The organism is Sorangium sp. So ce1014, assembly GCF_051521505.1.
In the GTDB taxonomy this organism is placed as follows: Bacteria; Myxococcota_A; Polyangia; order Polyangiales; family Polyangiaceae; genus Sorangium.
On record NZ_CP150356.1, the window covers coordinates 675,182 to 695,698 of the forward strand.

The 20,517-nt window shown below is 73.5% G+C and carries 15 protein-coding genes; 8 read left to right on the forward strand and 7 right to left on the reverse strand.

What is annotated here, in order from left to right; translation table 11 throughout:
* Positions 1–45: 45 nt before the first annotated feature.
* The 3 genes from WME75_RS02635 (at position 46) to panB (ending at position 4,080) form a co-directional block, all read left to right on the forward strand.
* Positions 46–2,277 carry an HD domain-containing phosphohydrolase gene (locus tag WME75_RS02635; protein ID WP_437486081.1) on the forward strand — a complete coding sequence of 744 codons (2,232 nt, stop codon included), beginning with the start codon at positions 46–48 and terminating at the stop codon, positions 2,275–2,277.
* Positions 2,278–2,300: 23 nt separating this feature from the next.
* Positions 2,301–2,930, forward strand: a complete 630-nt coding sequence (locus tag WME75_RS02640) for a GNAT family N-acetyltransferase (RefSeq protein ID WP_437486083.1) — start codon at positions 2,301–2,303, stop codon at positions 2,928–2,930.
* Positions 2,931–3,132: 202 nt separating this feature from the next.
* A complete protein-coding gene (panB, locus tag WME75_RS02645) occupies positions 3,133–4,080 on the forward strand; it encodes a 3-methyl-2-oxobutanoate hydroxymethyltransferase (RefSeq protein ID WP_437486085.1) in 948 nt (315 codons plus the stop codon).
* A 106-nt stretch (positions 4,081–4,186) separates the two neighbouring features.
* Here the strand turns inward: panB and WME75_RS02650 are convergent, their stop codons facing one another.
* Positions 4,187–6,280 (reverse strand): VWA domain-containing protein, encoded by a 2,094-nt coding sequence (locus tag WME75_RS02650; protein WP_437486087.1) that lies wholly within the window; start codon positions 6,278–6,280, stop codon positions 4,187–4,189.
* Entirely contained in the window at positions 6,277–7,221 is a 945-nt protein-coding gene (locus WME75_RS02655; protein WP_437486089.1) for a DUF58 domain-containing protein, read from the reverse strand. The genes WME75_RS02650 and WME75_RS02655 overlap by 4 nt, the downstream gene beginning before the upstream one ends.
* Before the next feature lie 243 nt (positions 7,222–7,464).
* On the opposite strand from WME75_RS02655, the gene ftsH reads away from it, so the two are divergent.
* The gene (gene ftsH / locus WME75_RS02660; protein ID WP_437486091.1) at positions 7,465–9,324 is read left to right on the forward strand and encodes an ATP-dependent zinc metalloprotease FtsH; all 1,860 of its coding nucleotides are present in this window, start codon (positions 7,465–7,467) and stop codon (positions 9,322–9,324) included.
* 61 nt (positions 9,325–9,385) lie between these two features.
* Here the strand turns inward: ftsH and WME75_RS02665 are convergent, their stop codons facing one another.
* The 3 genes from WME75_RS02665 to WME75_RS02675 form a co-directional block, all read right to left on the reverse strand.
* Positions 9,386–10,825, reverse strand: coding sequence for a choice-of-anchor D domain-containing protein (locus tag WME75_RS02665; protein ID WP_437486093.1), 1,440 nt, complete (start codon positions 10,823–10,825; stop codon positions 9,386–9,388).
* A gap of 62 nt (positions 10,826–10,887) precedes the next feature.
* Entirely contained in the window at positions 10,888–12,126 is a 1,239-nt protein-coding gene (locus tag WME75_RS02670; protein WP_437486094.1) for a serine/threonine-protein kinase, read from the reverse strand.
* On the reverse strand, positions 12,123–13,103 hold the full coding sequence (locus tag WME75_RS02675; protein WP_437486096.1) for a LysM peptidoglycan-binding domain-containing protein: 981 nt from the start codon (positions 13,101–13,103) through the stop codon (positions 12,123–12,125). The genes WME75_RS02670 and WME75_RS02675 overlap by 4 nt, the downstream gene beginning before the upstream one ends.
* Before the next feature lie 116 nt (positions 13,104–13,219).
* Here WME75_RS02675 and WME75_RS02680 point away from each other — a divergent pair, with 116 nt between their 5' ends.
* The gene (locus WME75_RS02680) at positions 13,220–14,251 is read left to right on the forward strand and encodes an OmpA family protein (protein WP_437486098.1); all 1,032 of its coding nucleotides are present in this window, start codon (positions 13,220–13,222) and stop codon (positions 14,249–14,251) included.
* A 145-nt stretch (positions 14,252–14,396) separates the two neighbouring features.
* Here WME75_RS02680 and WME75_RS02685 read toward each other — a convergent pair whose 3' ends face one another.
* Positions 14,397–15,923, reverse strand: a complete 1,527-nt coding sequence (locus tag WME75_RS02685) for a glycosyltransferase family 39 protein (protein ID WP_437486100.1) — start codon at positions 15,921–15,923, stop codon at positions 14,397–14,399.
* On the reverse strand, positions 15,916–17,574 hold the full coding sequence (locus WME75_RS02690; protein ID WP_437486102.1) for a helix-turn-helix domain-containing protein: 1,659 nt from the start codon (positions 17,572–17,574) through the stop codon (positions 15,916–15,918). The genes WME75_RS02685 and WME75_RS02690 overlap by 8 nt, the downstream gene beginning before the upstream one ends.
* Before the next feature lie 240 nt (positions 17,575–17,814).
* Here WME75_RS02690 and WME75_RS02695 point away from each other — a divergent pair, with 240 nt between their 5' ends.
* The 3 genes from WME75_RS02695 to WME75_RS02705 all read left to right on the forward strand — a co-directional run bounded on the left by WME75_RS02695 (position 17,815) and on the right by WME75_RS02705 (position 20,448).
* On the forward strand, positions 17,815–19,038 hold the full coding sequence (locus WME75_RS02695) for a DUF1015 domain-containing protein (protein ID WP_437486104.1): 1,224 nt from the start codon (positions 17,815–17,817) through the stop codon (positions 19,036–19,038).
* A gap of 32 nt (positions 19,039–19,070) precedes the next feature.
* Positions 19,071–19,508, forward strand: coding sequence for a rhodanese-like domain-containing protein (locus tag WME75_RS02700; protein ID WP_437486105.1), 438 nt, complete (start codon positions 19,071–19,073; stop codon positions 19,506–19,508).
* A gap of 175 nt (positions 19,509–19,683) precedes the next feature.
* Positions 19,684–20,448 (forward strand): glycosyltransferase, encoded by a 765-nt coding sequence (locus tag WME75_RS02705; protein ID WP_437486107.1) that lies wholly within the window; start codon positions 19,684–19,686, stop codon positions 20,446–20,448.
* Positions 20,449–20,517: the final 69 nt, after the last annotated feature.

Here is a 20,517-nt window from a genome sequence, read left to right on the forward strand (position 1 = left end):
TCTTGGGCGCGCCTACCTCCAATTTCCGAGTAGAATCAGGTTTCGATGGCTTCCGTTCACGGATTGAACCAGCGGATTGCCGATCGCCTCGTCCTCGAGGGGCGCATCACCCCGGACGATCATCGTCGTGCGGTGGAGTACGCGATGCGTACCCGCGGCCGCATCGAGGACGCCATCATCGAGCTCGATATCGTCAACGAGGCCGAGCTCCTGAAGTTCATCGCGACCGTCCACAACACCCGCTTCGTCTCGACCGAGAAGCTCTCGAAGGCGATCATCGAGCCCCGCGTGCTCGCCAAGGTCTCGGCGATCACCGCGACGTTGCACGGCGTCTTCCCGGTCCTGCTCGACGAACGGAACACGACGCTCTCGGTCGCGACTGCAGATCCCGACAACGACGTCGCGCTGCACGAGATCCGGCTGGCCGCGGGCGTGCGGGACGTACGCGCCATCGTCGCCAGGCCGGCGGCAGTGCGCGCGGCCATCGCCTTCCATTACCGGGGCGACACGACCGCCTTCAATTCGCTGCTGCGGCCGGTCAGCTCGTTCGACGAGATCCTCTACAGCAACAGCAATAACCCGTTCGAGCGCACGTCGATGACGCACGAGCGCGCGTCGATGACGCACGTGCCGGCTGCGCATTCGCAGCCGATGCACGGCCAGCCGGTGCACGCGCCGGCCACGCATTCGCAGCCGATGCACGGGCAGACGACGATGCACGGGCAGACGACGATGCACGGGCAGACGACGATGCACGGGCAGCCGGCGCACGCGACGCCGCAGCTCGCGCCTATGCCTGCGGCGCTCGTCACGGCGCCGCAGGCTCCCGCGGTGATGCGGGCGCCCTCCGCGCCGCCGCGCGTGGCCCCGGCCGGGCCCCCGCCCACGCCCGTGCCGCCCTCGCCCCCCGCTCCGCCGCAGGTCGCCCCGATCTCCGTGCCGATCGCGGTGGCAGCGGCGCCGCCGCCGCCGCACCCGACCACGAGCCACGCATACGTCGAGACGCTGAACGTCCTCGTGAGCCTGCTCGAGAACGCGCGGCAGGACCTCCGAGGTCACTCCTCCACGGTCGCGCGCATCGTCCGCAAGCTCTGCGAGCGCATCGGCCTGCCGCCGCCGACGGTCGCGAGCTACGTGGCCTCGGCCTACCTGCACGACCTCGGCAAGAACGGCCCGTACCACCTCACGGCGCTCAACGTCGCCGAGTACGAGGGGCACCGGCTCGCCGCGACGAAGAGCGTCGACCTCCCGGCCCACCTCATGGAGTCGGTGGGCCTGCCGCAGGACGTCGTCTCGGCGATCAACCTGATGTACGAGCGCTACGACGGCAGCGGCTTCCCCGACGGTCTGTCCGGCAAGGAGATCCCGCTCGGCGCGCGCATCCTCGCGGTCGCGGACACCTACGCCGACCTCACCCAGAACCCGCGCAACCCCTACCGCAAGGCGCTCCGCCCGCCCGAGGCCTGCGACGTGCTCGCCCAGTACCGCGGCACCATCTTCGATCCGAACATCGTCGATCTCTTCCGCCAGGTCATGACCGGCGACGACATGCGCGCGAAGCTCCTCGCCGACCGGCATCAGGCGCTCATCGTCGACCCGGATCCCGAGGAGACGACGGTGCTCGAGCTGCGGCTCCTCGAGCAGGGGTTCGAGGTCTCGATCGCGCGCAACGTGGCGCAGGCGCGCCGCGAGCTCGAGACGAAGGACATCGAGGTGGTCGTCAGCGAGATCGACCTCGAGGAGCCCGACGCCGGCCTCGTGCTCCGCGCCGACGCGCTGAAGCTCGGCTTCGGCCGCGACAAGACGTGGGTCATCCTCACCGCGAAGACCGACCGGCAGACCGCCCAGCGCGCCTTCGATCTCGGCGTCGACGACTTCGTCTCGAAGCCGGCGTCGACCGACGTCATGGCCGCCAAGCTCCGCCAGCTCATCGAGCGACGCTCCGCGACCGCCGTCCCCCGCGGCGTGTCCGGCTCGCTCGCCGAGATGGGCCTGCCGGACATGATCCAGATCCTCTGGCACGGCCGGAAGACGTGCGCGCTCAAGATCCAGGCGAACTCCATGGCCGGCGAGATTCACTTCGCCGACGGGCAGGTCGTCCACGCGCTCTGGGCCGGCGCGCTGGGCGAGGACGCGTTCTACAGAATGCTCACGCTCCGGGAGGGCGACTTCCGCCTCGACCCGAGCTTCTCGCCCAGCACCCGCAGCATCACCGCCTCGCCCGAGGCCCTGCTCCTCGAGGGGATGCGCCGCCTCGATGAAGGGACCCTGTCGTAGGAGCGGCGCGCGGGGAGGCCGGGTTGAAGAGCTCCGTCTGCATCGAGACCCCGCGGCTGCGCCTCCTCATCCCGCCCCTCGACTTCGCCGGCCGCTACCTCGCCTATTTCGAGCGCAATCGCGAGCACCTGGCCCGGTGGGATCCGCCGCGACCCGAGGGCTTCTACACCGAGGCGTTCTGGCGCGAGCGCCTCCTCCGCGATCGCGACGATTTCGTCGCGGACCGGGCGCTCCGGCTCGCGCTGCAGTGGCGCGGCGCTCCCGCGGGCGAGGTGATCGGGGTCTGCAACTTCACCCAGTTCGTTCGCGGCGTCTTCCAGGCCGCGACCCTCGGCTACTCGCTCGACCAGCGCGTCGTGGGCTCGGGCGTGATGTTCGAGGCGATCGAGGCGGCGATCGCGTACATGTTCGGCACGCTCGGCTTCCACCGGGTGATGGCGAATTACCTGCCGCACAACGAGCGCAGCGGTCGGTTGCTCCGGCGCCTCGGCTTCGTCGTCGAGGGGTACGCCCGCGATTACCTGTTCATCGACGGCGCCTGGCGCGACCACATCCTGACCGCGCTGACGAACCCCAGGCCGGCGCCCCCGGGCGCATCGCGGGCGCCTGCCGCGGCGCTCTCTTCCGGCGGCGCCGGCCAGCGCCGCGGATGATCGATCGGCGCTGCAGCGACCGCCGAACGGCGCCCGGGGCCCCTACCTGCCGCGGCTGCTTCCGTCGGTAACTTTCCACGATCCTTGGTGATTGTGACGAGATCGGCCGCGGCCGCCGCGCGCCGCGTCTTGCTCTGTAGCGGGCGCGGCTCTAGCCTTTCCGGAGGCGTGGACCGCAGGTACGGCCGCGACCTGGAGGCACATGTACGGTCCGCAAGGCAATGGTGGCGGCAGCGCGCGCAGACCAGCGCAGCGCTCGACGAAGGTCATGGTCCCCGAGATCCGCGCCCGCAAAGGGGTCTCGCCGATCGCGATGGTGACGGCCTACGACTTCACGATGGCGCGGCTGCTCGACGAGGGCGGCGCCGATCTGCTGCTCGTCGGCGACTCGCTCGGGATGGTCGTGCAAGGGCACCCGACCACCCTCCCCGTCACGGTCGAGGAGATCTGTTATCACGGGCGCGCGGTGACGCGCGGCGCGCGGCGCGCCCACGTCGTCGGCGACATGCCGTTCATGAGCTTCCAGCTCTCTCCGATGCACGCGCTCGAGAACGCCGGGCGGATGATGAAGGAGGGCAGCTTCGAGAGCATCAAGCTCGAGGGGGGCGCCGAGATCGCGGAGCACGTGCGCCGGATCGTCGCCGCGGGCATCCCGGTGATGGGTCACCTCGGGCTCACGCCGCAGTCCGTGCACGCGATGGGCGGCTTCAAGGTGCAGGGCAAGGGGGACGAGGCGGCCGAGCGCCTCCTCGCCGACGCGCGCATCCTCGAGGAGGCGGGCGCCTACGCCATCGTGCTCGAGGCCATCCCGCCGGACCTCGCGCAGGAGGTGACGGCGGCGGTCTCCGTGCCGACGATCGGCATCGGCGCCGGGGCCGGCTGCGATGGGCAGGTGCTCGTCTGCTACGACCTGCTCGGGATGTTCCGCGAGCTGACGCCGAAGTTCGCGAAGCGCTTCGCCGAGGTCGGCGACCAGATCGTGGAGGCGACGCGCGCCTACGTGGACGAGGTGCAGTCGCGCACGTTCCCGGCCGCGGAGCACAGCTTCAAGCCGAACGGGCCTCGCCGGGCGGCCGCCGTGCCCGCCTCGCCGGCCAAGCCCGAGTTCGCGCCGGCCGACGAGATCCCGCCGCACTGGCAGACGCACTGAGCGCGGTAGCGGCGGGAGCTGGCTCCCGCCGGCCTCAGCTCGCCTGGGCCTCGGCCGGCTCCCGCAGGCCTCAGCTCGCCTGGGCCTCGGCCGGCTCCCGCCGGCCTCAGCTCGCCTGGGTCTCGGCCGGCTCCCGCCGGCCTCCGAGGGCGCGCAGCAGGAGCTCGGCCGCGAGCAGCGCGAGCAGCAGCAGCGCCACGTAGGGCGATCCGTCGATGGATGCCGACATGCCGCCCAGCTCCGCCGCGCGGGCGCTCTCGGCGACGCGCCGGGGGCGAAGGTCGATCTCGCGCTCCGGCACCGACACGACGCGCGTCGAGCGCTCGCCGTCCAGGGTGAGCTCGTAAAGCCCGGCGAGCGGGGGCGAGACGCGCAGCCGCCGATCGACCTCCACGACGGGGAGCGCCTCACGCCCCACGGGGCCCTGGCCGCGGTCGACCCGCACGCGCTCGACCTTGACGTCGTGGTAGCCGTCGAAGGTCCACGCCTCGCCCGCGGCGAGGCGCCGCGCGCCGCCGCGGGCGCGCGCGGCGCCGACGAACCCGTCGAGCAGCGAGAGGAACGCCGGCCGCAGCGCGACGTCGCTCTCCTCCGTGCTGAGCGGCAGCGTCATGAACAGCACGACGCCGCGCCCGAGCGGGCGGCGCACGAGGAATGGGGCGCCGTCGGTCCACCGGGCGAGCACCTCGGCGCCCTCCGAGGCCTCCGCGCCCAGCGTGGCCCGGCCGCGCGGGGCGACGTCGGCGAGGCCAGCCGCGGACGGCCCGAGCCAGCCCGCCGTGGCGGGGTCCAACCCGGGCGCCGGGGACGCCGACCAGCGGACGACGCCGGGCACCAGCGGCTCGAACCCGGCGCCGAGCGGCGCGGCGGCGGCGCGCTGGCCGAGCGTCAGGAGCGCGACGCCGCCGCGCTCGACCCACGCGGCGAGCGAGCGGCGCACCTCCGGCGTGAAGCCGGGCGCGTCGTCGACGATGAGCCCCGCGTGCGCGGCCAGCTCGTCCGCGTGCTCCGGGACCGATGGCAGCGGCCTGATCTGCGCGTCGAGATCCAGCGCAGAGAGCGCCTGCTCGAGCGGCGGCGGGCCGCCCGTCTCGACGTGCGTGGTCGCGGGGTCGACCACGACTGCGATCGAGAGCGGGCCGCCGGCGGAGATGATCGGCGCGCGATCGTCCTCGGCGATCGCGTCGCCGCCGGTGAGCACGGCGAGCAGGAGCTCGGGCGCCCCGGAGGGCAGGTCGATCGTGAGCTCCTCGGCGCGCAGCGCCGGATCGAGCGCGACCTTGCCGAGCACCGCGTCGCCGGCGCGCACCTCGAGGGATCGCCCCGCGGCGGCGGAGGCGCCCGCGGCGGAGGCGGCAGGCGCCGCCGCGCCGCCGTCGCGCTCCGCGGCGGCGGGGTCGGGACCGGGCGCGGCGGTCGACGCGGCGGTGCAGACGACGCGGATGCGCGCCTTCTGGCTGGATCGATCCGCGCGCACGATCCCGCAGTCCTCTCCCGCCGCCTCGAGCTCCTCGAGCGGCACCCACGTGGCGATGTCGGGGGTGCCCGAGATGGGCGGGGCGCCTGGCGCGCCGTCCGCGAGGTCGCTGAGGAGCACGATGCGCTTGTCGCTCTGGGGCAGCCCCCGGAGCAGATCGCGCGCGAGGTCGAGGGCGCCGTCGAGGTCGGTGGCGCGGTCCGACGGCGTCACCGCGGCGAGCGCCTCGGTGACGGCGGTGAGGTTGGTCGTCGACGCGAGGGCGACCCGGGCCGGGGCGCCCGCGAGGACGAGCGCCGCGGCGTCGCCGGGCGCGAGCCCGCCGGCGAGCTCGCGCGCGGCCGTGAGCGCGCGCTCGAACCGCGCGGGGCCGGCGCGCTCCACGCCGCCGGCGCCAGGGCGCGCGCGCATGCTGAGCGAGTCGTCGACGACGATGGCGAGCGCGACGGACGCGCCGGCCCTGCGGCTGAGCGCCAGGTGCGAGCAGCGCAGGAGCGGCGTGGCGCCGAGCACCGCGAGCGCGAGGACCGAGACGGCCCGGGTGGCGAAGAGGGCGCGGTCCTCGAGGAGGCTCCGGCGCCGCGCCGTCGGCGGCGTGGGCGGGACCAGACGCGCGGGCGGGAACGGCCGCTCCTCGGCGCGGCGGCGGCGCAGGAGGTGCGCGGCGACCGGCGCGCCGACGAGCAGCGCGACGAGCAGCGCGCCCAGCGTGACGAAGCTCATCGCCGCACCTCGGCGATCGCCTGCACCAGGGAGCGGACGACGTCGGTCGGGGGATCGGCGCTCGTCGCGCGTAGCAGGCGGCCGCCGCGCGACGCGAGCGCGCGCGACCAGACCTCGGTCAGGGCGGCGAGGCGCGCCTTGTACTGCGCCCGGACCGCGCCCGCGTCGGCCTCGATGACGGCGCCGCCCTCGAGCGCGCGGAGGCGCACGTTGCCCTCGAAGTCGAGCTCCGCCTCGCTCGGATCGAGGACCTGGAGGGCGATCAGCGTGCGGCCGCCCGTGCTGAGCGGCGTGAACGCGGAGAGCGCGCGGTCCGTGCCGGATTCATGAGCAAGATCGAGGAGATCCGAGATGAGCAGGACGACGGCGCCGCGGCGGGCCTTCTTCGCGATGGGCGCGAGGGCGCGCTCGATGGCGCCCGCGTCGCCGCTCCAGTCCTGGGCCGCGGAGGTGGCCTCGAGGGCGCCCACGATCCGCTCGAACGCCTCGCGTCCCGCCATGGCGGGCAGGCCGTGGGTGCCGGCGCCGCCGAGCCACGCGAGCCCTACCGGGTCGCCGGTGGCGAGCGCGACGCGGGCCATGGCCGCGGCGATCAGCGCTGCGTACGCGAGCTTGGCGCCGGGCGCGCGCCGGCCTCGGTAGGACATCGAGGCGGTCGCGTCGACGCACAGCCAGAGGGCGCGATCGGTCTCGGTCTCGAACTCGCGCACCATGAGGCGATCGTGGCGGAGCAGGGCGCGGCGATCGAAGAAGCGGAGATCGTCGCCGGGCACGTAGGGCCGCTGCCCGCCGAACTCGACGCCGGCGCCCTTGCGGATGCTCCGGTGCATCCCGGCGTAGACGCCCTCGGCGACGGCGCGCGCCTTGAGCCGGAGCGGGGCGAGCCCGCCCCAGTCGATGGGGAACGTGGCGAGCGAGGCGCGGTCGGAAGCGAGCGGCACAGGGGCGGTTCTTAGCCTGGATCCACGGGGCGATCACCCCGTGCCGACCGGGCAGCAGGCGCGCGGTAGAGCGGCGGAACCGAGCGGCGGTAGACGCGCGGTCCCGGACTGTAGAACCGCGGCGGGCGGCTCCCGGCCAGACCCCTGGGCTCCCTCCATCGCGCGGCTTTACCGTGTGATTTCCGGTTCTTCCGGGGCCCGGGGCTTGCCGAGGCGACGTCCGCCACACATCCGCTCCATGGGATGGCTGACGAGAAAAGGCCGGCGTCGCGCACGTGGTTCGGGTACCTGCTGATCGCCGCCGCGGTCCTGGCCTTTTCCGGGATCGTCAAGCCGCCGGGGCCTCCGCTCGTGCCCTACGACGAGGCGGTCGCCGAGGTGCGGCGCGGGGAGGTCGTCGCGGCGGTCGTGAAGTCCGACGAGATCGAGCTCGTCCGCCGCGGCGGCGCGCAGCGAACCGAGGAGCGCGTCCGCGTGACGCGGCTGCCCGGCGTCGAGGACGAGCCGATCGTGCGGGCGCTGCTCGAGCAGCAGGTCCGCATCGAGGCGAAGAGCGCCCGGGCCGCGGCGTGGACGCAGGTGGCGATCTGGCTCTTGCCGCTCCTGCTCATCAACGCGGTGTTCTTCATGATGCTGCGCCGGGTGGGGCAGGGGGCCGGCGGGCCGCTCGGGTTCCTGCGCAGCAAGGCGAAGATCTACGATCGATCCAGGCAGGATCCGGTGCGCTTCTCCGACGTCGCGGGGGTCGATGAGGCCAAGGACGAGCTCGTCGAGGTGATCGACTTCCTCAAGGAGCCGTCGCGGTACCGCTCGCTGGGCGGGCGGATCCCGCGCGGCCTCCTGCTCGTCGGGCCGCCCGGCACCGGCAAGACGCTGCTCGCGCGCGCCGTGGCAGGCGAGGCGAACGTGCCGTTCTTCTCGCTGAACGCGAGCGAGTTCGTCGAGATGTTCGTGGGGCTCGGGGCCGCGCGCGTGCGCGAGCTCTTCGAGGAGGCGCGCAAGAGCGCGCCCAGCATCGTGTTCCTCGACGAGATCGACGCCGTGGGCAGGACCCGGGGCGGCCTCAGCGCCCTCGCGACCCACGACGAGCGCGAGCAGACGCTCCACCAGCTCCTCGCCGAGCTCGACGGCTTCGACGCGCGCACCACCGTGATCCTGATGGCCGCCACCAACCGGCCCGAGGTGCTCGATCCGGCCCTCATGCGGCCCGGGCGCTTCGACCGCCAGGTCATCGTGGATCGGCCGGATCTGCGCGGCCGCGAGGCGATCCTCGCGGTGCACGCGCGGCGGGTGCCGCTCGCGAAGGACGTCGACCTCGGGCTCGTGGCGCGCCGCACGCCGGGCATGGTCGGGGCCGACCTCGCCAAGATCGTCAACGAGGCGGCGCTCGCCGGGGCGCGGCGCTGCGCCAGGGAGATCGGCCAGGCCGACTTCGACGAGGCGCTCGATCGGTCGCAGCTCGGGCTCCGGCGCCGCGGGCAGATCATGACCGCGGAGGAGCGGCGGCGCGTGGCGTACCACGAGGCCGGGCACGCGCTCGTCGCGCTCGCGCTGCCGGCCGCCGATCCGGTGGAGCGGGTGTCCATCGTCGCGCGCACGATCGGCGCGCTCGGCGTCACGATCCAGGTGCCCCGCGACGAGCGCCAGCTGGTCACCGAGCAGGAGATCGAGTCGCGCGTCACGGTGATGCTCGGCGGCAGGGCGGCGGAGGAGATCGCGCTCGGCCAGGTCTCGAGCGGCGCGCACGACGATCTCGGGCGGGCCACGGCGCTCGTCCGCGAGATGGTGACCCGCCTCGGAATGAGCCGGCGCCTCGGGCTGCCCGCGCTCTCGCGCCACGTCGGCGCGCCGATGCTCGGCGTGATCCAGGAGGAGCGCATGTGCAGCGAGGAGACCGCGCGCGAGGTCGACGAGGAGGTGAGGGAGCGGCTCGGCGAGATGTACCTGAAGGCCAAGCAGCTGCTCGTCGATCGCCGCGAGGGCCTCGAGGCGGCCGCGGAGGCGCTCGTGCTCAAGGAGACCCTGCGCGGCGAGGAGCTGGAGCAGATCGCCGCCGTGTCGGCGCGCCGGAAGATCTCCGTGGGGTCGCCGAGCGCGGCCTGAAGCTCGGGGCCGCGCGGCGCCGGGGCTCGCGGCCAGGGCCGTACGGTTCCAGGCACGAGGCTCAGGTCGCGCGGCGCCGGCGCCTGAGGCCGCCCGCGAGCGCGGCGAGCGACAGCCCTGCGGCCGCCCACGCCCCGCCGCCCGCGCCCCCGCGCGGCGCGCTTCCGGCCGCGCGGCAGGCGCAGCCGCCGTCCTGATCCGTCGGCTCACCGCTGTCCGGCCCGTCGTCCGGCGCCGCCACGCCGATCCCCCTCACCGTGATCTCCTGGACCGGATCGCTCGGGTCGTTCGACTCGACGAGGACGGTCGCCGCGAACGCGCCGCTCGCCTTCGGCGCGAAGCGGATCGCGAAGTCGACCGCCGTCTCGGGGTCGACCTCGAGCGCCGCGTTCGCGAGCTCGAAGCTCGCCGGATCGTCGGTCGTCACGGCGACGTCGAGCAGCGCCTCCCCTGCGTTCGACAGCTGGACGATCTCCACGTTGGCCTGCCCGACCTCCACCGCGCCGAAGTCGATCTCCTGGGTGTCCAGCGCGAGATCCGGGAGCGGGACATGGACGCGCTCGCTCTCGAAGCGCCATTCCCGCTCGGTGAGCGGGAAGGCGAGCGGGAGGTCGACGATCGGGATCGACCACTCGCGGCCGAGCAGGCTGACGCTGAACGCGGGGATGAGGTGGAGCGTGCCCTCGTAGCGCACCGAGCCCTCCGGACGGACGTTGAGCTCGACCGACGGGCCGCCCAGGTACTCCGTGGAGGAGGGGCTGCGCTCCGAGGTGATGTCGCCTCCGCTCACCGTCGCCTGATCGAGCGTCTCGATGGCCACGCGGTGGGTCACGTACCGCGCAGCGACATCCATGGCGACGTCGAGCTCGAACCTCCCCTCGATACCGGGGATCGACCCGCCGATGAGGTCGCCGAGGGCGACGGACGCGAGCCGCTGCGGCTCGGTCGAGCTCGCCAGCGCAATGCCCGGCTCCCAGCCCCAGGCGTCGAACGGCGCGCTGGCGTGCACCTGGAAATCGAGCTGGGGCACATAGGGGAGTTCGCCTGTCCAGTCGAAGTCCTGGCCCAGGATGGAAACGCTGATACGCCCCTGTGCGCTGACGTCGAGCCCGTAATCGCAGCTGAACATGCCTCCGTCCTGGTCGCCGGGGGCCGTGAGCGCGAGCGCCTCTGGCCACGACGCCTCGAGCGCTCCGCTCAGCGAGACCTTCGTGTTCGCATAGACCGCGGCCCGGAGGTTCAGTTGCAACGGTGAGCCCGGTGGGACCCAGCCCGTCTCGAAGTCGAGCTCGAGCGGGATGGCTTCGCTGCGCTCGAAGGCGACCGCCCCCCGCTCACAATAGAACGGGTTGTCGACGCACGGCGCAGCGAGCGAGTCGTAGGCCGACGCGGCCGCGGGGGCGAAGAGGGTGAGCGCGGCGGCGGCGCAGGGGAGAGCGCGCCGGGGCCGAGCCGCGCGGGAGGCCGTGAGTGCAGCGTCGCCGGGCAGCAGAGAGCGCATGATAACGATTACCACGATCCGCGCGCTCCACGCCATGGCCGCATTCCACGATGACGGCGTCGCTAACGTGCCCCGAACAGCGTGCCGACCACGATTCCGGCGGCCGCACACAGAATGGCCACCACGGTCCACAGGAACCGCTCGCGCGAGGGGCTCGCCGCCGCCAGCGCGCCGTTGCCGGACGGGGCCTCGAACATCGCGGATCGGCCCGCGGGCAGCGCTTTAACCACCGCGCTCTCCCGGGGCGGAACGGGACGACCGACGTCCGAGGTGGAAGCGTCGTTCTGGGGCGTCGCGGCGTGATCCAGGCCGGTCCGCTCGAGCTCCAGCTCGGTGATCGAGATGGCGTCCGCGAGGTTCGCTGGCGTGTGGCCGACGACGCGCCGTTCGCGGCAGGCGCGCAGGGCGTCGGCGAAGGCCCGGGCGCTCCGGTGCCGCTCGGCCGGGTCCTTGGCGAGGGCCCTCAGGATGACCGCCTCCAGCCCGGCCGAGATGAGCCCGTCGCGCTTGCTGGAGCGCGGGGGCAGCGGTTGCTCGGCGATCTGCGCTGTCATCACGGCGATGGGCGTCCGCTTGCTGAACGGCACGGCGCCGACCACCATCTCGTAGAGGATGCAGCCGAGCGCATAGATGTCGCAGCGCGGATCGACGTCCTCGCCGCGCACCTGCTCCGGCGCCATGTACTCCGGCGTCCCGAAGATCATGTCCTGCTCGGTGAGCCCGGTCGTCATCTGCTCGCCGTGCACCACCTTCGCGAGCCCGAAATCGACCACGCGGACGCGGCCCGCGAGCGGCGACGGCGCGCCGCCGGCATGCCCGCCCGAAGGCGGCGCGCCCGGGCGCTCGACGAGCACGTTCGCCGGCTTGAGATCGCGATGGACCACGCCCGCCGCGTGCGCGGTCTCCAGCGCGGAGCAGATCTGGAGGGCGATCTCGATCGCCCGGTCGACCTCGATCGGCGCGCGCTCCTGCAGGAGCTCCTCGAGCGAGCTGCCGTCGATGTGCTCGAGGGCGATCACGAGGAGCCCGCCCTCCTCGACGAAGTCGAGCATCCGGACGACGTGGGGGCCCTCGATGCGCTTCAGGATGGCGGCTTCCCGGTGGTAGCGCCTGAAGATCTGCGGTGTGCCGGAGAGGTGTCTGTGGATCACCTTGAGCGCGACGCGCCGGTCGTCCTCGTCGCGCGCGGCGCGGTAGACGACGCCGGATGCGCCCTCGCCGACGACCGACTCCACGGTGTACTGCGACGCGACGCGGTGCCCGGGAGGCAGGCGCTCGGGCGCGATGGGCTGCGAGGTCACCGCGCACCACCCGCGTCCGCGGGGTTCGGCGGGGCAGGCTCCGGCGGAGGCAGCCTGAGGTGCAGCTCGGTCGATGAGGTGCAGGCGCTCACGATCTTCGGGCTGAGCTCGATGGGGTCGAGCCGGGCTGTCGGATCGTGCTCGCGCCACGCGGCGCAGGCGGTCTCGGCGAGCCCGGCGGCGTCGAGCGCGACGTAGGCCTCCAGCAGGTGCCGGTGCAGCGTGGCGATCTGCATCCGGGCGAGCTCGCCGTAGCCGAGCAGGCGGCTCGCCCGCGCCACCGCGTCGATGTACCGGCCGCTCCGCACGTCGCTCGCGAGCTGCGGCAGCTCGGCGTCGACCCGGCGCTGGGCCTCGCGCGCGCGGCCCGCCCCCTCGGAGCGCACAAGCGCGCCGGCGTTCGCTGCCTCGGCCTTGCCCTGGGTCGTGAGCGGAAGATCCGTGAGCGGCACGAGGATCACCGCGCCGCGGCGCAGCGTGTCCTTCTTGAAGTGGTTGTACTTGTGGAGCATCCACGCCTTGTCCCGCTTGCCGAGGAAGCGATAGGCGATGGTGAGCAGCGTGTCGTTCTGGCCGACGACGTACCGCAGGTTGTACGGGACGATGATCTCCTGCCCGTCGCTCGGCTCGATCCAGGGCATCGTGTCGTTCGAGAGCGCGAGGACGTCGCTCCGGTCGGCGGCGCCGAGCATCCGCTCCGCGAGGATCGCCCAGGTCTCGCCGGCGGTGACGCGGTGGTGGCCGAGCGCGGGCACCTCCAGCCGCAGGCCGGGCATGATCGGCACGCCGGCGCCCGCGTCGAGCGCGTTCGCGGCGACGAGCACCTGCTCCATCTGCACGCGCCCGTAGGTGCGCTCCGCGATCTGCGCGAGGGTCTCGCCCTCACGGACGACGTGCGGGAACGCCGCCGCGGCGCTGGCTGCGAGCATCGTCGCGGCCAGGGCGCCCACGGAAAACCAAGTTTGCCGAGAGCTCACGCCGGCGAGGATACCAGGGGTTTGCCCGCCGTGGGACGGCTCGTTCGGCGGCGCTGACGGGATGTTCGCCGCGATTTCGGCGCGCCGACGGTTTCGTGTCAGAGTGCGCGCGAAGCATGAAAACCACGACGACGGCCGGCAAGATCCCGGCGTGGCTGTCGCGGCGCTCGCCCGCCGCGGCGCGGCTCCTCACGGCCGGTCTGCTCGGGCTGGCGACGCCGGGCTGCCTCGTCCGGCAGGACCTGTACGACCAGGCGCGCGCCGAGATCCAGAGAGAGCGCGAGGCGGGAGAGAAGGCGCGCGCCGAGGCCCAGCTCGCCCGCGCCGAGGCGGAGCAGCGGTCGGTGCAGGCCGCCGCGATCGAGGCCGAGCTCTCGCGCCTCGCGGACGACCTCCGGGCGCGCGATCTCAGGCTGTCCGAGGTGACGACGACGGAGGCCGGGCTCGCGCGGCGGCTGGACGAGCTCGCCGCCATGAACGAGGAGCTGTCGGCGCGGCTCCGGAACGCGGGGCAGAGCGTGGGTCAGCTCGCGAACGAGCGCGGCAGCCTGTCGGCGGAGCTCGCCGAGACGCGGGCCAAGGTCGACGAGCTGCGCCGCCATCAGGCGGCGGCCGAGGCGCGGGCGGCGCGGATGCGCGACGTCATGGAGCAGCTCAAGGAGCAGGTCGACGCCGGCAAGGTCCGCGTCGGGCTGCGCGCCGGGCAGCTGCTGATCGAGGTGCCGGGCGACGTGCTGTTCGGCGCCGCGAGGGCCGAGCTCACGCCGGCAGGGCGAGCGGTGCTCGACGAGATCGCCGGGGTGCTCCGGACGATGCCGGAGTGGCGATTCCAGGTCGCCGCGCACACGGACAACGACCGGAAGCAGATGAAGAGCGCGCGGTTCTCGTCGAGCTGGGATCTCTCGGCGGCGAGGGCGACGGCGGTGGTCAAGCGGCTCGTCGAGCGCGGGATGTCGTCGCGGAGCCTGTCGGCCGTCGGATATGGCGAGTTCAGCCCGGTCGGGCCGAACGACACGGCGGCAGGGCGGGCGAAGAACCGGCGGATCGAGATCGGTTTGGTGGCGGAACCGGAACAGACTGGGCCGCCTGGGCCGCCTGGCGAGACGGGGAAGGCCGCCGGCGCGAAGGGGGCTGTGGCGGCGCCGTGATGGCATGAGAGCCGCTGCTCGACATGTGCCGAGCCGGCGGCGGGTCCACGGATCCCGCGGCCCAACATCGCAAGGCGTCGTGACGCGCGACCTGTCTGCGTAGCGCTGTACGTCGGCCGCAAGCCGGCCTTGTTCTCGCAGGGAGCTACCGTAGCAGGCGGCTGATCCGCATGGTGAACGCCTCTTGTGGGGCCGCCCGCTCCGGAGCCGGCGCCGCCTCCCCGCGCCGCAGCGCGCACGCCGCGAGGATGCACAGCGCCGGGGTCACGACCATGTGATACCGGTCCTCGCCGAAGAACACCGCGTGCGTCAGCGCCACCGAGGCGACCGCGAACGCGAGATAGCCGACGACTCCCCCGTTCGCCGGCCGGCCCGGCAGCGGCAGCGCCGCGATGAGCGGGATCGCCACCGCGAGCGGCCAGAACGCGTGCTCGTCCCCGAGCACCCCCCACGCAATGAGCCCGAGCACCGCCGCGAGCGCCAGGAGCTGCGCGACGAGCCCCCGCCACGGCCTCCACCGCGGCCGCGCCACGACCCCGAGCCCCGCGACGGCGAGCAAGGCGAGGTGCGACGTCGTGAGCACGCGGCGCCCGGCCGCGCGACGCTCCTCGGGCCACGCCGCAGGGTTCGCCTCGCCCAGGTAGCCGATCGGGAACGACTCGTGATCGAACGTGAAGCTCAGCTTCCTCGGGATCAGGCCCAGCCAGCGGACTGGATCCTCTTTGATCCACTTGAGCCCTTCGGCCATCCAGCAGCGGTCCTGCGCCACCTGCCCGCGGGCGATCGGGCAGCCGTCGCCCGCGCGCAGCGTCTCGAAGCGGCCCGTGGCGCGCGGGAACGCGCCGATGGCGAGGTTCCAGCCGCCGTTCGTCGAGACGAGCGCGCAGCCGTCCATCACGCGGCAGTTCCGGATCGTCCACGGCGCCACCACGGCGAGGGCCGTCGCGGTCGACAGCGCCGCCGCGAGCGCGCCGCGCCTCCACCCGGCCCGCGCCCCGCCGGACGCCGCGCCCGGGCCACCCCGCGCGAGCAGCGCGAACGCCGGCGCGCAGAGCAAGCTCTGCGGCCGCACCAGCGTCGCCAGCCCGAGCGCCACGCCCGCGAGGACCGCGCCGCGGAGGGGGCGCCCGCGCGCGACGCCGCGCGCGAGCAGCCACGGCGCCGTCACCAGGCCGAGCGCCGCGAGCGGCTCCGTCATGACGAGCGCCGCGTAGAGGACGAGCCCCGGCGAGAGCGCCGCGAGGAGCGCCGCCACGCGGGCGCGCGCCGGCGTGGTCGCGTACCGGGCCAGGCGATGGACCACGACGACGAGCAGCGCGCCGAGCACCGCGTTCGCGACGGTCGCCACGTGCGGCCCGGCGCCGAACAGCCGGTAAACGAGGCCCAGAAACCCGCTGTAGCCGACCGGATAATGGCACCACGGGTGCCACACCGGCTGGCCGCCGACGATGAGATCGTCCGAGTAGCCGAGGCCGGCGGCGATCCGGCGCGCGCCGAAGTCGTAGTAATGGCCGTCCCAGACCGGCTCGCGCGCCCACGCGATCGCCACGTAGAGCCGCGGCAGCAGCGCGAGCACGAACGCGAGCGCCGAGAACGCGAGATCCCCGCCGGCGCGAGGCGGCGCGCGGCCGGGTCGCGCCGCCTCGGCGCCGGCGCGCGCCGCCTCAGCCATGCTGCCTGGCGCGCGTTCCGGCGGAGATCTCGCGCAGGCGACGCATGTACGTCTTCACCACCTGGGCCGGATCGAGCCGCAGGAATTTTGCAAATTCCTGAATAAATCCCTGCACATAGACGGGCGCCGGCAGGTCGCCCATCGACTCGTTCTCGATCGCCTGGAGGTGCGCCAGGGAGATCTTCGTCCGCTGCGAGATGTCGGTGAGCTCGACCCCCTGCGACTCGCGCACCTTGCGCAGCAGCGCGCCGCTGAACTGCGTCTCGGCGTTGATCTCGCGCGCGAGCTCGCCCTGGAGCATGGCGAGCTCGGCCGCGGCGGCGGCGTTCTCGGCGCGCGCCGGGCCGAGCGGCGTGCGCGGGTCGTCCGGGTAGGTCGAGAGGTCGTACGCGCGGCGGCGCACCGGATCGAGCAGGGTGTCGTGCGCCTCCTCGATGCGCGCCTGCTCCCGCTGGAGCACCGCGGGGCTCAGCACGCTCACGACCGGCAGGCTGCCCTCGCGGTAGGTGTCGCGCTGCCGCTTGTAGGCGCGCCGGATCTCGTCGTCGGCGGCCGTCCGGGCGAGGCCGAGCGCCTCGTACAGGGTGGCCGGCGCGGCGCTCTTCGCGGCGGCGGCGAGGGCGCGCGCGTGCGCCTCGGCCGGGCGCGAGTCGCGCGCGGCGAGCAGCGCGAGGATGCGCCGGGCCACGCGCTCGAGGTTGCGCGCGCTCTTCGAGGTCGGGCTGTCGATGAGGAGCGGCTGGCGCCGCCGCGCGGTCAGCCACACCGCGTCGTCGTGCTCGATGTGCCCGAGGTAGTCGAGGGAGATGCCGAGGAAGCGCTCCGAGACGGCGCTCATCGCCGGGCCGAGCTCCAGGTCCGAGCGGTGCCGCGTCTGGCTGACCACGAGGTGCGGCGTCACCCGCGGCAGCTGGGCGGCCGCGAGCGACGCGACCCCCTCGTCGAACCGCTTCACCTCCATGATGAAGTCGCGCGGCGTCGCGAGCGCCGGGAGCGACGAGGCCACCTTCTCGACGAGCCGGATCTTGAAGCGCTCCTTCATGAGCGCCCGGCGCAGGGTGCGCTGGTAGAGCGCGCGGCAGAAGCGGTAGGAGTGCTCGACCGCGAGCGGCTCGGGCGTGGTGACGCAGATGCTGACGTCGGCGTGCAGGAAGAGGTCGAGCGTCGAGGAGCCCGTCGCCGCGCCGAGGCTGACGATCACGTAGTCGACGTCGAGCTCCTGGATCATCTTCATCCAGTAGGCGGCGCGGCTCGGCCGGAGCGGCGTGGCCGTCATCGGGTCGTACGCGGTCGGGACGAGCCGGAGCCCGGGCACCGTGGTCGCGATCGGCTCGGCCTTGCCCTCCTCGATGTCCTCGCGCGTGACGAGCGGCGGCGCCTGGATCCCCAGCGCCGCGTGCAGCCCAGGGCTGTAGGCGTCGGTGTCGATGATGACCACGTCGCGCCCGAGCTGCGCGAAGTACACCCCCAGGTTGACCGCGAGCGTCGCCTTCCCGACGCCCCCGCGGCCGCCCCCGACGGCGATGACGCGGCGGGATCGCGAGCTGGAGAACGAATGGGCCTCGCCCGGCAGGGCGAGGTCGTCGTCCGACGAGCCGGGCGGGAGGGTCGAGAAGCGCGACGGAGGGTAGGACTCACCGGAGCTGGACAAGGTTCCTCTTCGTGCGACAGGCGGGTTCGTGCGACGGGCGGGGGCGGCGTGCGGCGTGCGGTGTCGATCCACCTGCGCGCTGCTCGTGAAGCGCGCGTGTCCCTCCTAGCACGCGTCGCGCGCCGCCATCAGCGCCGCCGTCGCCGGGGCTCGGCCCGGGCGCGCGCGCCGTCTGCCCGCGCCGCCCGGCCCAGCCGGAGCCGTCTCGACGCGCCCCGGCCGTTGGGCTAGTCGCTCGCCGTGGCCACCGTCCGACCCTTCCGCGCTTACCGACCTCCCCAGGCGCACGCGGCCCGCGTCGCCAGCCCGCCGTACGACGTCATCTCCACCGCCGAGGCGCGCTCCCTCGCGGCCGGAGGCCTGCACAGCTTCCTCCGCGTCTCCCGGCCCGAGATCGACCTGCCCGAGGGGACGGACGAGCACGACGACGCCGTCTACGCCCGCGGCGCGCAGAACCTCGCCGACCTCATCGCCAGCGGCGATCTCGCGCAGGACCCGGAGCCGCACCTCTACCTCTACGCCCAGAAGATGGGCAATCACCGGCAGATCGGCGTCGTCGGCTGCGCCTCGGTCGCGGAGTACGAGCAGGAGGTCATCAAGAAGCACGAGAAGACGCGCCCCGACAAGGAGGACGACCGCACCCGCCACATCGAGGAGCTCGGCGCCCACGACGAGCCGGTGTTCCTCACGTACCGCGCCGACACGGGCATCGACGGCGCGGTCGCGCAGGCCACGCAGTCGCCGCCCATCTACGATTTCACGACGGCCGACGGGGTCGAGCACAAGCTCTGGGTCCTCGGCCGCCAGGCGACCGCGGAGCTCGAGGAGCACTTCCAGGCGATCCCGACGCTCTACATCGCCGACGGCCACCACCGCAGCGCCGCGGCGGCGCGCGTCCACAGGACGCTGCGCGGCGACGGCGGCGAGCACGACGTCTTCCTCGCCGTGGTCTTCCCGCACGACCAGATGAACATCATGCCGTACAACCGCGTCGTGCGAGACCTCGCCGGCCGCAGCGCCGAGGCGCTCCTCGGCGCCCTGGGCGAGCGGCTCGACGTGGCGCCGGCCAGCGACGGCGCGGCCGCGACCCCGGCCAGCCCGCGGTCGTTCGGGCTCTACCTCGGCGGCCGCTGGTACACCGCGAAGGCCCGCCCGGGGTCGTTCGACGCGAAGGACCCGGTGGCCTCGCTCGACTGCTCCATCTGCCAGGACCAGATCCTCGGCCCGATCTTCGGCGTCAGCGACCCCCGCCGGGACAAGCACGTCGATTTCGTCGGCGGCATCCGCGGCATCGCCGAGCTCGAGCAGCGCGTCGACTCGGGCGCGTTCACGATGGCGATCCACCTCCATCCGACGCAGATCGGCGAGCTGTTCGCGGTCAGCGACGCGGGGCTGCTCATGCCGCCGAAGAGCACGTGGTTCGAGCCGAAGCTCCGCAGCGGGCTCTTCATCCATACGTTCTGACGAAAGCGCCGCGCCGGGGGTAGACTGCGCCCATGGCGGACATCAAGCGCGTATCACCCGAACAGGCAAAGAAGCTCATCGACGAGGAGGGGTATCTCTACCTCGATGTCCGGAGCGAGCCCGAATACGCCGCCGGGCACCCGAGCGGCGCGCACAACGTGCCGCTCCTGCACGCCGCTGCCGGCGGCATGAAGCCCAACCAGGACTTCCTCGACGTGGTCTGCTCCCTCTACCCGAAGGACGCGAAGATCATCGTGGGTTGCCGGTCCGGACAGCGCTCGATGCGCGCAGCCGAGGCCATGGTGTCGGCCGGCTACACGGCTGTCATCGATCAGCGCGCCGGCTTCGAGGGGCCGCGCGACGCGTTCGGCGCGCTCACCGAGAAGGGGTGGGGGCCGGCCGGGTTGCCCGTCGAGACGACCACGCCGGGCGCGTCGTACGCCGAGCTCCAGCAGAAGGCCGGCAGGTAACGACCCCGCCGAGAGATCCCGGCGCAGGCGGGCGATCCAGCCGAGCCGCGCCGGCATCGCGACCCGGCCGTCCGCGCCGTCGGGCGCCTCGTCGTGCGCCCTGTACAGCGCGAGCCGCTTCGACCGCTCCGGATCCGCGGTTTGCCGGGGGCCGCGCCTTCCGCTAGGAACCCGCGTGCTCCACGGTGCGCGCGTCGCAGTGGTCATCCCCGCGCGGGACGAAGCGCGGTGGATCGCCGAGGCGGTGGGGTCCGTCCCCGCCTTCGTCGACCACGTGATCGTCGTGGACGATGCCAGCCGGGACAGCACGGCCGAGATCGCTCGCGGGACCGGGGACGAGCGCCTCGAGGTGCTCGTGCACCCGGAGTGCCGCGGCGTCGGCGCGGCGATCGTCGGCGGCTACCGGCGCGCTCGCGCCCTGGGCGCCGCCGCCGTCGCCGTCATGGCCGGCGACGGGCAGATGGACCCCCGCGACCTCCCGCGCGTCGTCGCCCCGATCACCTCGGGCGAAGCCGATTATGTGAAGGGCGATCGGCTGCGGCACCCCGACGTCTTTCGCGTCATGCCCCTCCAGCGGCTCGCCGCGACGGCAGCGCTCGCCGCGCTCACCCGCCGCGCGGCGGGGCTCGACGCCCTCTCCGACAGCCAGTGCGGATACACCGCCATCTCGGCCCGCGCGATCGACGCGCTCGATCTCGACGGCCTGTGGCCTCGCTACGGCTATCCGAACGACCTGCTCGCCGCCCTCGCGGCGCGCCGCCTCCGCGTCCGCGAGGTCACCGTGCGCCCCGTCTACCGCGGCGAGGCGAGCGGCTTGCGCGCGCGCCACGTGCTCACCATCCTTCTCCTGATTGCCAGGAACGCCATAAGGCACCGCCTGAGCCCATCAGGGAAATCGCAGATCGCCCAGGCCAGGACGGAACGCGTGAGTCGAAGTTGACCGAAGTTGACCGAAGTTGACCGAAGTTGACCGAAGTTGACGGAATCGACAGGAACCCTCGCGTAAAAA